Below are 11283 nucleotides of genomic sequence, written 5' to 3' on the forward strand. Positions count from 1 at the left end.
GCGAGGGGCACCACGGCGCGGGTACCCGGACGGCCTCCCCCTCTGTCATCTCAACCTGAGAGCTTCACCGGATCGCCCGAAGGCGTCCGGTTTTCACCGTCGGTGAGAGCGGAAGCCGTCGACACCCGCCCTGCTTTCCAGAGTGACCTCGTCCGTGCGGTACGTGTGCCTGAGAGATTCCGGGGAGGATTTGCTCCTTCGGCGCCTCCGATGGTGTCTGGAGGACTCTCCCGCACGGGGTCAGCAGCCGCTGTCAGCGTACCAGCGAGGTCAACGCACGAGCCTTCGAGTGGCCGCATCCCCGCTTGTACCGTTTTGTTAGGTCTACAGGTGACTTGCGACCATGTGGAGGGCCCGTGCGTACCGACATCGATCCGCGCAGTCTGATCGGCCGCAAGGCGTTCGACCGCAACGGCACCAGGATCGGCACCATCGACGAGGTGTACCTCGACGACGCCACGGGCGAGCCGGAGTGGGCGGCGATACGCACCGGTCTGTTCAGCAGGGACGCGTTCGTCCCGCTCGAGCCCAGCGAGCTGATCGAGGGCGCGCTGCACGTGCCCTTCGAACGCGCCCTCATCAAGGACGCCCCCGACTTCGGCGTGGGCCGCCACCTCTCCCCGGAGCAGGAACTCCAGCTCTACCACCACTACGGTCTGGACATCGCCGCCCCGCCCCCGCTCCCGGACCGCGACTTCGGCAGGCTGGCGGGCACGGACGAGACGAAGGCCTGAGCAGCGCCCGGCCCGGGCAGCGCCCCGGGCCCGCCGCCCTACGCCCGCACGGCCCCGGACGGCCGGCCCTCCGGCCCGGCAGCCGCACAGCCCTCCCCCGCGGCCGCTCCCCCGCACTCCTCGCCGTCCCGCACCGGCGCGGCCCCGCCACCCTCGGGTCCGCATAACACCAGCGGCAGCGGATCCGCCGGCTCCAGCAGGGGGTCGTCGACACGGAAGGTGCGCACCCGCCCCGGCCCCGAGTCGGGCGTCTCGAACCGGACGGTGACCCGCCCCAGGCCGCTGCCCTGCACCCACCCGTGCCCGAACTCGGCGTGACGCACGTCGTGCCCGGCGGGCCAGCGCCGCTCGGCCGGCGACGGCGGCTGCTCCTCGGCCGGTACGGCGGCACGCTCCTCGGCCGGTCCGTCCGTCTCCGCCCGCTCCCCGGCCGCCTGCGCGAACAGGTCCTCCTGCGTGTAGTCGGCGAGACCGGTGACGCCCACTCCGAGCAGCCGCACTCCGCCCGTGGTGTCGACGGAGTCCAGCAGCCGGGCCGCCGCCTCCCTGACCACCGCCGGGTCGTCCGTGGGGCCGCGCAGCGTCTCGGAGCGGGTGAGGGTCGAGAAGTCGTAGCGCCGCACCTTCAGCACGATGGTCCGTCCCGACAGCCCGGCTCCCCGCAGTCTGCGCACGCACCGGTCGGCGAGCCGCTGCACCTCCAGGCCCACCCTGGTCCGGTCGTGGATGTCCACGTCGTAGGTGTCCTCCACGGACACCGACTTGGCCTCCCGCTCGGCGACCACGGGCCGGTCGTCCCGGGCGAGGGCCATGGCGTACAGGCCGTGCCCATGGGCCTTCCCCAGCAGCCGGACCAGTTCGTCCTCACCCGCCTCGACGATCTCCCCGACCGTGGTGATGCCGGCCCGCCGCAGGTGGTCGCCGGTCGCCGGGCCCACCCCCGGCAGGATCCGCACGGACATCGGGCCGAGCATCGCCCGCTCGGTCCCCGGCTCGATCACCACCAGGCCGTCCGGCTTGGCCTGCTCGGAGGCGATCTTCGCGAGCATCTTCGAGGCGGCCAGCCCCACCGACCCGGTGAGGCCCGTGGCGGCGCGGATGTCGGCCCGCAGCTGCGCCCCGACCAGCCGCGCGGAGCGCTCGTCCCAGGCCCTTCCCCCGGCCTCCAGATCGACGAACGCCTCGTCCAGGCTCAGGGGCTCCACGAGCGGCGACAGGGCCCGCAGCAGCTCCATGGCCCGCTCGCTGATGGAGCGGTAGAACATGAAGCGCGGCACGAGATAGGCGGCGTGGGGCGCCAGCCGCCGGGCCTGCCCCATGGGCATCGCCGAATGCACCCCGAAGACCCGGGCCTCGTACGAGGCGGTCGCCACGACGCCCCGGGGTCCCAGCCCGCCCACGACCACGGCCTTCCCGCGCAGACTCGGTTTGGATGCCTGCTCCACCGAGGCGAAGAAGGCATCCATGTCGAGATGCAGGATCGTGGGCGCGGTTCTCACATCTCCGATGCTGCCCTACCGCACTGACAATGCCCTGCCCAGGCGCCCCGGAGGCCCGGGACCGCTCAGACCGCGCGGTTGCGCCGCCGGGCCAGCTCGTCCGCCGGGTTGGAGCCGATCAGCGTCTCCCCAGTGTCGACGCGCTCCCCGTGCAGCTGGGACAGGGCGCTCTCCACGTCCCGCCACACGACGCCCACGGCGATCCCGAAGACCCCCTGGCCCCCTTGCAGCAGCGCGTGGACCTCGTCGGGGGAGGTGCACTCGTAGACCGTGGCGCCGTCGCTCATCAGCGTCATCCGCTCCAGGTCGCTGAAGCCGCGCTCCCTGAGGTGCTGCACCGCCGTGCGGATGTTCTGCAGCGAGACCCCGGTGTCGAGGAACCGCTTGACGATCTTCAGGACGACCACGTCCCGGAAGCTGTACAGCCGCTGCGTCCCGGACCCGTACGCGGGGCGCACACTCGGCTCCACGAGCCCCGTGCGGGCCCAGTAGTCCAGTTGCCGGTAGGTGATGCCGGCCGCCGCGCAGGCCGTGGGGCCGCGGTAACCGATCTGCTCGGACGCCATGGACGTCGTCCCTCCGCTGCTCGGCACCGCCACGGGTCGCTGCGCAGCGTGGTCGGCCGCACTGTCGGGCTGGGGACACGCCCCGCTCGCGCGGAGCCGTGAGCCGGGGGGAGGGTACGGACCGCTCGCCCTGAGACTGCGCTCGGGGCCGCCCCCGGCCGTACCGCCGCCGCTGCTTCTCACGCCGACCTCCGTCCTTGACCTGCCTTCTCGACGGTAGGCAGTCACCCGGGGTGCGTCAACGATCGCCACACTCGCCACGCCGAGTGATAATCACCCTGAGAGTGGTTTCCCGTGCCCCTCCGCGGGGAAAGGCTAGCCGAATGCCCTCGCGGCGACCGGTATGACGCTCTCACACGCCTCCGGCACATGCGGGCATTTCGCCCGCCGCGCACAGCTGTGCGGATCAGCCTCCGTAAGCCTCACTGGCTGCTGCTGCCGAAGTCCTCCGGAGAGATCTGGTCGAGGAACTCGCGGAACTTCTCGACCTCGTCCTCCTGCTCGTCCGGGATCGCGATGCCGGCGTCGTCGAGCACCGTGTCACTGCCGTAGATCGGCGTGCCGGTGCGCAGCGCGAGCGCTATGGCGTCGGAGGGGCGGGCACTCACCTCGACACCGCTGGCGAAGACCAGCTCCGCGTAGAAGACGCCCTCACGCAGGTCCGTGATGCGCACTTCCGTGAGCTCCTGGCCGACGGCCTCCAGCACGTCCTTGAACAGGTCGTGGGTCAGCGGTCGCGCCGGAGCCATGCCCTGCTGGGCGAAGGCGATCGCCGTCGCCTCCCCCGGTCCGATCCAGATGGGGAGGTAACGGTCGCCTCCCACTTCACGCAGCAGCACGATCGGTTGGTTGGAGGGCATTTCCACCCGGACACCTACGACATCGAGCTCGTTCACACAGCAACCCTAGGCCGTGCCCGGGATGTTTGGGTAGTCGGGCCCGGATCGGGCGCCCTGTCCCGGCCCCGGCGTCCCGCCCGTCAGGGCTGCCGCACGCCGAGCGCCGTCCGCACCAGAGCGGCGTGCAGCTTCACCGTGAGTCCCGCCAGCTCCTTCGTCCGGGCCTCCGCGTGCGCCCTGGTCTGCGGGTTGCGGTGCCGCCTCAGCGGGGCCACCACCTGGTCCACGAGCCCCGCCTCACGGTCGGCGGCGGCCTTCATCGCCCGCAGGTGCCGGGGCTCGATCCCGAACCGCCCCAGCTCTCCGACCAGCTCCGCGACCGTCACCGCCTCGGCGTCGAAGGTCCCGTCCTCCAGTGGAGTGAGCAGCCCGTAGGACTCCCACTCCTGGAGCTCCTGCTCCTCGATGCCGGCGGCGGCGAGCAGCTCGGCACGCCCGATCCGGGCCGCCGTCGGCCCCTCGGACGTCTCGGGCACCGGCTCCCCGTCGCGCTGACGGCCCACGACGGGCAGCTGGACGGCCTCACCCCGCTCCATGGCCTCCAGGTGCTCCCGGATGACCTTCAGGGGCAGGTAGTGGTCGCGCTGCATCCTCAGGACGTGCCCGAGGCGCTCCACGTCCCGGGCGCTGAACTTGCGGTACCCCGAGGGGGTCCGCTGCGGTTCGATGAGGCCCTCCGACTCCAGGAAGCGGATCTTGGAGACGGTGACCTCGGGGAACTCGTCGCGCAGCACGGTCAGCACCGTGCCGATGCTCATCAGCCCGCCACTGTCCGTGGCGGCGGCGCCGTGTCCGGCACCGCCGCTCGGTGTTCGACGCATGGACCTTCCCTGACGGACGGACCTTCACCGGTCCCGGGAGCGGCAGCGGGCTCAGTAGCCCCGCTGGCTCGCGTAGAAGACCAGCCGGTACTTGCCGATCTGCACCTCGTCGCCGTTGTTCAGGGCGACCTGGTCGATCCGCTCGCGATTGACGTAGGTGCCGTTGAGGCTGCCGACGTCGGCCACCGTGAACGAGCCGTCCTGGGCGCGGCGGAACTCCACGTGCCGCCGGGAGACGGTCACGTCGTCCAGGAAGATGTCGCTCTGCGGGTGCCGCCCGGCCGTCGTCAGATCACCGTCCAGCAGGAAGCGGCTGCCCGAGTTCGGCCCGCGCCGCACGACCAGGAGCGCGGAGCCCAGCGGCAGCGCGTCCACCGCCGCCTGCGCCTCGGGCGACAGCGTCGGCATCGGCGTCTGGCCGGTGGTCTCGCTGTCGTAGGCCTCGAGGCCGGAGATGGAGATCGTGGACGTCGTCTCGGACGGGCGCTCGGGTACCGCGCCCGCCCGCAGCGGCGCACCGCAGTTCGAGCAGAAGCGGCTGTTCTCCGCGTTGCGGTTGCCGCAGCGCGTACACACCAGGGCCGACATGGGATCCTCCTGCCGCGGCTGCTCACCCGGAGCGTGGGACGCGTACGGGTCGGAGAACCCACCCGCACCTGAGGCTGACGGCTGGCCGAAACCTATTCCGCCGGACCGCGCAGGGTCAACCGACGGCGCGCCCTGGCCACCGGGGACATCGCCGCCCTGGCCGCCGACCTGGTCCCGGAACAGCGGCCGCTGGCCCTCCGCGTCAGGCTGTGCGCGATGGCGGGCGGTCGCGTTGTCGCTGCCCTCTCGCGCGCTCTTGCCGAACAACTTCGCAAACAACTTCACGGGCGATTCCCCTTGACCGAAACAGACCCGCCCGTGGGGCAGGACGAACCCTGACTGAACACTCTGGCCGACCCGGACATCCTGACAACGTCCGTCTGCACCAGACAGTTTCCACCACGCACCACCCAATCGGTGCGTCGACCCCCCGCAACCTCATGCCCTCGCCGGACGACGCCCATGCGCCTCCGGCTCACCGCGAGGACGACCGAGCGTAGTCAGGCCGCTTCGCCGCCCGCAAGGCGTCCACGACCACGTCGGTCGACCGCTCGATCGTGACGGTGGCCTGTTCCTTCTCGAGAGTCTGCACCACGCCTCCGGGGATGTTGAGCGCCGGCTCCAGGTCCTGCGGCTTGCCGATGACAAGGAAACGATAGGGCGCGTTGATCTTGTTCCCGTCGACGCTCACTCCCTTGCCCGAGTCGCTGAGGTAGGTGCCGGCGACGACCCGATGGCCGTTCACCTGGATCGCCTCCGCCCCGGCGGCGCGCAGCTCCTGCACCGCGTCGAGCAGCATGTCCGCCTCGACCGTCCCCTTCGTGTCCTGGATCGTCATGGTGATGCCGGGCCCCTGCGCGGCCACCGTGCCCGCCAGGATGCCGAGTTGCCGTTCCTTCTCGAACGTCTGCCTGCGGGCCTCCTCGGCTTGGTCGGAGCTGTTCTCCAGCTCGTCGCGCTGCTTCTCGAGGCCCTGCTTCTCGTCTTCAAGACGCTGGGTGCGGTCATCCAGTTCATCGAGGATGCGGACAAGATCTTCCTGACGCGCACCGCGCAGGGCACTGTCGCTGTCGCTGTTCGAGGCCACCTGCACGGCGAGCCCGAAACCGAGGCCGAACAGCAGCAGCGCGACGATCAGTTGCGCCCGGCTGAGCCGCGGCGGCCACAGCCCCTGCACCAGCCGCTGCCGGCCCGTCAGCCCGGACCCGGCGGCGGCCCGCGGCTGCGGCACCGGTCCGGACTCCGGTGCGCCGTGCGGCGCGGCAGGCGTCTCGGACCCGTCCGCGGCAGCGGTCACCTCCTGCGGCAGCTCGCGCCGCAGTCCGTTGCCGGCCGTCTCGCCGTCGTGCTGCTCACCGCGCGCGTGGCGGTGCTTCTCGGTGTGCTGGTCGTCCTGCTCACTCATCGGCCTCACGCCCGGAACACGTGCCGGCGGATCGCCGCGGCGTTGGAGAAGATACGGATGCCGAGGACGACCACCACACCGGTGGACAGCTGGGCTCCCACACCCAGCTTGTCGCCCAGGAACACGATCAGCGCGGCCACGACCACGTTCGACAGGAACGACACGACGAAGACCTTGTCGTCGAAGATGCCGTCGAGCATCGCCCGCAGGCCCCCGAAGACGGCGTCGAGCGCCGCCACGACGGCGATCGGCAGATAAGGCTCGACCACCGCCGGAACCTCAGGCCGGACCAACAGGCCGGCCACGACTCCCACGACGAGGCCCAGTACGGCGATCACGATGTGCCCTTCCCGCTCTTCTCGGTGCTCGGCTGTGCGGTACGCACGGTCACGCTCGGTGCGGCAGGCAGCCGGAGGTCGTCCTCCGCGGAGATGCCTGTCCGGATGCCGTAGCTCTCCTGCAGCACGTTCAGGTAGATCCCGTCCGCGCTGTTCTGGAACCGCGTGCTGAGCCGCTGCCCGTCCCCCACCGCCAGCACCGTGTACGGCGGCACCAGCGGTTTGTTGTCGACCAGTATGGCGTCCCCGGCGGCCCTGATCGCCGACAGTGCCGTCAGCCGCTGCCCGTTGATGGAGATCGCCTCGGCGCCCGACTCCCACAGCCCGTTGACCACACGCTGCATGTCCCGGTCGCGCACCCGGCCCGTGTCGGAGAACCCGGATGTCCCACGGGGTTCGCCGTCGCCGCCCGTGCCGGCTTCCTTGGCGTCGTTCACCACGAGCTTCACGCCGGGGCCGTGCACCGCGACGGCGCCGGACAGGATGCCCACCAGGTCGGATTCGGCGCCGCCGCTGTGCTTCAGCGCCTCGCGCTGCCGCGCGCTCACGTCCGCGCGCAGCTCGTCGACGGCGTCCTCCAGCTCGTCGGCCGCCTCGGTCTCCCGGTCGATGCGGTCGACCAGTTCCTCGCGCTCCTTGGCCACCACCGGGGCTGCCACCCGCGCCTGGGCGGCGCCGACGGTCACGACCAGTGCCGCGAGCACCAGACCCGCCGCCAGGCCGAGCTTGGCACGCAGGGTCTTCGGCATGCCGCCGTCGCCGGCGGCCTTCTTGCGCGCCGCGGCCTCGGCGTAGCCGTCGTCGAGGCTGTGGTCCATGACGTTGGTGAGCAACGACATGGAAGCGTCCGGGCGCCGCGGCCGCGCTGGTGTGCTCCGAATGGGGGGTTGCTGCGGCATGCCGCACATCGTCGCACGTCGCGGCCACTACCTCCGAACGGCCCCACCGGCGTGCCGGACAGGCCCCGTTGGGGGCACATGTCCGGCACGCCCGCGTGCGGGCCGTTCCATCCGCCGGTCAGCGACCGGCGCTGTCCACCACCGCGGCCCACTCGTCGAGCAGCGCCTGCGCGGAGGCGTCGTCCGGGCCCTCGGCCCACAGGTGGGTGACGGCCTCGGCCGGGTCGGGCAGCACCATCACCCAGCGGCCGTCGGTCTCCACCACGCGCACCCCGTCCGTGGTGTCCACGAACCGGTCCCCGGCCGCCTCGACGACCCGGCGCATCACCAGGCCCTTGACGGCCCACGGGGTGGCCAGGTCCCGCTTCAGGACGTGCGCCCGCGGGATCCGGGCGTCGATCTGGCTCAGCGTGAGCTGCGTCCGCGCCACCAGTCCGATGAGCCGCACGAAGGCCGCCGTGGCGTCGTACACGCTGCTGAACTCGGGGACGATGAAGCCGCCCTTGCCGTCGCCGCCGAAGATGGTGCCTTCCTCGCCGCCGACCCGCGTGAGGTCGTCGGGGGACGTCGTCGTCCACTCGACCTGCGTGCCGTGGTAAGCGGCCACCTGCTCGGCGATCCGGGTCGTGGTGACCGGGAGCGCGACCCGGCCGCTGCGCCGCTCGGCGGCGACCAGGTCCAGCATCACCAGCAGAGCGCGGTCGTCCTCGATGATGCGGCCCTTCTCGTCGACGAGCGACAGCCGCTCGCCGACCGGGTCGAACCGCACGCCGAACGCGGCACCCGAGGACGCCACGATCTCCCCGAGCCGGACCATGCCCGAGCGCCGGATGTCGGCCGTCTCGGTCGGCCTGGCCTCGTCGAGACCGGGGTTGATCGTCAGCGAGTCGACACCGAGCTTGCCGAGCAGGCTCGGCAGCACGAGGCCGGCGCTTCCGTTGGACGCGTCCACGACGACCTTGAGGCCGGACTCCGCGATCCCGGTCGTGTCGACGTTGCGCAGCAGGGACCCGGTGTACGAGTCGAAGACGCTGGACGGGAAGTGCAGGTCACCGATCTCGCCGGGGAAGGCACGCCGGTACTCCTGGCGCGCGAACACCCGGTCCAGCTTGCGCTGGCTGCCCTGGGAGAGGTCGGCGCCCTGGCTGTCGAAGAACATGATGTCGACGGAGTCCGGCACCCCGGGCGTGGTGCGGATCATGATGCCGCCCGCGCTGCCTCGCGCCGTCTGCTGCCGCGCCACCGGCAGCGGCACGTTCTCCAGGTCCCGTACGTCGATGGCGCTGGCCTGCAGCGCGGAGATCACCGCTCGCTTCAGCGCGCGGGCACCACGGGAGTGGTCGCGCGCGGTCGTGACGGTCGAACCCTTCTTCAGGGTCGTCGCGTAGGCGCCCGCGAGCCGCACGGCGAGCTCGGGCGTGATCTCCACGTTGAGGATGCCGGACACGCCGCGGGCACCGAACAGGTGCGCCTGGCCGCGGGACTCCCAGATGACCGAGGTGTTGACGAAGGCACCGGCCTCGATGGTCTTGAACGGGTAGACCCGCACATTGCCCTGGACGATCGATTCCTCACCGATCAGGCACTCGTCACCGATGACCGCCCCGTCCTCGATCCGGGCCGCACGCATGATGTCGGTGTTCTTGCCGATCACGCAGCCGCGCAGATTGCTGTGGGGCCCCACGTACACGTTGTCGTGCACGACGGCCTTGTGGAGGAACGCGCCGCTCTTGACGACGACGTTGGAGCCCACGACGGTGTGCTCCCTGACCTCGGCCCCCGCCTCGACCTTGGCGTAGTCACCGATGTAGGCGGGCCCGCGGAGCACGGCGTCGGGGTGGACCTCGGCCCCCTCGGCGACCCAGACGCCCGGGGAGATCTCGAACCCGTCGATGTCGACGTCGACCTTGCCCTCCAGGACGTCGGCCTGCGCCTTGACGTAGCTCTCGTGCGTGCCGACGTCCTCCCAGTAGCCCTCGGCGACATAGCCGTAGATCGGCTTGCCTTCCTTCATCAGCTGCGGGAAGACGTCGCCGGACCAGTCGACGGGCACGTCGGGGTCGACGTAGTCGAAGACCTCGGGCTCCATCACGTAGATGCCGGTGTTCACCGTGTCGGAGAAGACCTGGCCCCAGGTGGGCTTCTCGAGGAAGCGCTCCACCTTGCCTTCTTCGTCGACGATGGTGATGCCGAATTCCAGGGGGTTGGGCACACGCGTCAGGCAGACGGTGACCAGCGCACCCTTTTCCTTGTGGAAATTGATGAGCTCGGTGAGGTCGAAATCGGTGAGCGCATCGCCGGAGATGACGAGGAAGGCGTCGTCCTTCAGCGCCTCTTCAGCGTTCTTGACGCTTCCGGCGGTGCCGAGGGGCTTCTCCTCGTTGGCATAGGTGAGCTCCATGCCCAGCTCTTCGCCGTCACCGAAGTAGTTCTTGACGAGCGAGGCCAGGAACTGGACGGTGACGACTGTTTCATTGAGCCCATGCCTTTTGAGCAGCCGCAGCACGTGCTCCATGATCGGGCGGTTGGCCACAGGCAGGAGCGGCTTGGGCATGCTCGAGGTCATGGGACGAAGGCGCGTGCCTTCGCCACCGGCCATCACGACGGCCTTCATGTCGGAAGCGTCCTCCTCGCAGAGACGGGTCTAGCCGACCTCCCCCGCCAGGATCGTCCCGCGCTTTTCCAGCGCGGGCCATCGCGACCGTGCTACCGGAGCAATCAGCGGGGTTCAATCGGCCATGGTGTCCGCACGGACCAGGCGGCGGACTTGTACTACGTAGAGCACTCCTGCCCACCAATAGAGGGTTGTACCCCATCCGGCGAACGCCCATCCGAAAATCGCAGCCAGTGACGAGATCCAGCCACTTCCGTCACTGAGCAGGAGCAGCGGGAAGGCATACATCAGGTTGAACGTGGCGGCCTTGCCCAGGAAGTTCACCTGGGGCGGCGGATAGCCGTGCCGGCGCAGGATGCCCACCATGACGAGCAGCAGCAGCTCACGCGCCAGCAGGACGGCGGTCAGCCACAGCGGCAGGATCTCGCGCCAGGTGAGGCCCACCAGCGTCGACAGGATGTAGAGCCGGTCGGCCGCGGGGTCGAGGAGCCGGCCCAGGCTGCTGATCTGGTTCCAGTGCCGTGCGAGCTTGCCGTCCAGATAGTCGCTGACACCGCTCAGAGCGAGCACTAGGAGGGCCCAGCCGTCGCTCTTGGGCCCACCGAACTCGGGGCGCAGGATCAGCCACAGGAAGACGGGAACGCCGACGAGACGCGCCATGCTGAGGATGTTCGGGATGGTGAGCACACGGTCCGTCTGGACGCGAGTCTCCTGAACCTCCACCCGGGGGCCTCCTGTGGGAAACGTGCCAACGATGCACCCTGACCCTACCTCAACGCAAAAAAGCTCCGGCTCTCGGGCTGTATAACCCGAGAGCCGGAGCTCAAGAATTGTTCGGCGGCGTCCTACTCTCCCACAGGGTCCCCCCTGCAGTACCATCGGCGCTGTAAGGCTTAGCTTCCGGGTTCGGAATGTAACCG

10 protein-coding genes, 1 rRNA gene, 1 pseudogene and 1 riboswitch are annotated in these 11283 nt (G+C 70.4%); of the genes and pseudogenes, 1 reads left to right on the plus strand and 11 read right to left on the minus strand.

Annotation, left to right across the window (positions count from 1 at the left end; translation table 11 throughout):
• Window positions 1–147: 147 nt before the first annotated feature.
• A riboswitch (glycine riboswitch) is annotated at window positions 148–243 on the minus strand.
• A 113-nt stretch (window positions 244–356) separates the two neighbouring features.
• Window positions 357–734 (plus strand): PRC-barrel domain-containing protein, encoded by a 378-nt coding sequence (locus ACZ6ZN_RS25770; protein WP_398108686.1) that lies wholly within the window; start codon window positions 357–359, stop codon window positions 732–734.
• Here ACZ6ZN_RS25770 and ACZ6ZN_RS25775 read toward each other — a convergent pair.
• From ACZ6ZN_RS25775 to rrf, 11 genes and pseudogenes are all read right to left on the minus strand, one after another.
• Window positions 650–2233: pseudogene (locus ACZ6ZN_RS25775) on the minus strand (DNA polymerase IV). The gene ACZ6ZN_RS25770 and the pseudogene ACZ6ZN_RS25775 overlap by 85 nt on opposite strands.
• Before the next feature lie 65 nt (window positions 2234–2298).
• Entirely contained in the window at window positions 2299–2982 is a 684-nt protein-coding gene (locus tag ACZ6ZN_RS25780) for a MerR family transcriptional regulator (RefSeq protein WP_398108688.1), read from the minus strand.
• A 239-nt stretch (window positions 2983–3221) separates the two neighbouring features.
• Window positions 3222–3695: a bifunctional nuclease family protein gene (locus ACZ6ZN_RS25785; RefSeq protein ID WP_003988851.1), complete on the minus strand. Its 474-nt coding sequence runs from the start codon at window positions 3693–3695 to the stop codon at window positions 3222–3224.
• 83 nt (window positions 3696–3778) lie between these two features.
• Window positions 3779–4519: a transcriptional regulator FtsR gene (gene ftsR / locus ACZ6ZN_RS25790; RefSeq protein ID WP_469649820.1), complete on the minus strand. Its 741-nt coding sequence runs from the start codon at window positions 4517–4519 to the stop codon at window positions 3779–3781.
• 51 nt (window positions 4520–4570) lie between these two features.
• Window positions 4571–5521, minus strand: a complete 951-nt coding sequence (locus tag ACZ6ZN_RS25795) for an FHA domain-containing protein (protein ID WP_398108690.1) — start codon at window positions 5519–5521, stop codon at window positions 4571–4573.
• A gap of 61 nt (window positions 5522–5582) precedes the next feature.
• Complete coding sequence (locus ACZ6ZN_RS25800) at window positions 5583–6512, minus strand: DUF881 domain-containing protein (protein ID WP_469649823.1); 930 nt, start codon at window positions 6510–6512, stop codon at window positions 5583–5585.
• 5 nt (window positions 6513–6517) lie between these two features.
• Window positions 6518–6850 carry a small basic family protein gene (locus ACZ6ZN_RS25805; RefSeq protein WP_003988855.1) on the minus strand — a complete coding sequence of 111 codons (333 nt, stop codon included), beginning with the start codon at window positions 6848–6850 and terminating at the stop codon, window positions 6518–6520.
• On the minus strand, window positions 6847–7758 hold the full coding sequence (locus tag ACZ6ZN_RS25810) for a DUF881 domain-containing protein (protein ID WP_451878295.1): 912 nt from the start codon (window positions 7756–7758) through the stop codon (window positions 6847–6849). The genes ACZ6ZN_RS25805 and ACZ6ZN_RS25810 overlap by 4 nt, the downstream gene beginning before the upstream one ends.
• A 109-nt stretch (window positions 7759–7867) precedes the next feature.
• Entirely contained in the window at window positions 7868–10363 is a 2496-nt protein-coding gene (locus tag ACZ6ZN_RS25815; protein WP_398108693.1) for a sugar phosphate nucleotidyltransferase, read from the minus strand.
• Between the two features lie 114 nt (window positions 10364–10477).
• Complete coding sequence (locus ACZ6ZN_RS25820) at window positions 10478–11086, minus strand: CDP-alcohol phosphatidyltransferase family protein (RefSeq protein ID WP_398108694.1); 609 nt, start codon at window positions 11084–11086, stop codon at window positions 10478–10480.
• A gap of 109 nt (window positions 11087–11195) precedes the next feature.
• A 5S ribosomal RNA gene (gene rrf, locus ACZ6ZN_RS25825) occupies window positions 11196–11283 on the minus strand; the annotation flags it as partial.

The organism is Streptomyces sp. NPDC053665 (assembly GCF_055585285.1).

Coding starts and splice junctions, on each gene's coding strand:
- ACZ6ZN_RS25815 (WP_398108693.1), bottom strand. CDS start 10,363: ATGAAGGCCGTCGTGATGGCCGGTGGCGAAGGCACGCGCCTTCGTCCC.
- ACZ6ZN_RS25800 (WP_469649823.1), bottom strand. CDS start 6,512: ATGAGTGAGCAGGACGACCAGCACACCGAGAAGCACCGCCACGCGCGC.
- ftsR (WP_469649820.1), bottom strand. CDS start 4,519: ATGCGTCGAACACCGAGCGGCGGTGCCGGACACGGCGCCGCCGCCACG.
- ACZ6ZN_RS25810 (WP_451878295.1), bottom strand. CDS start 7,758: ATGTGCGGCATGCCGCAGCAACCCCCCATTCGGAGCACACCAGCGCGG.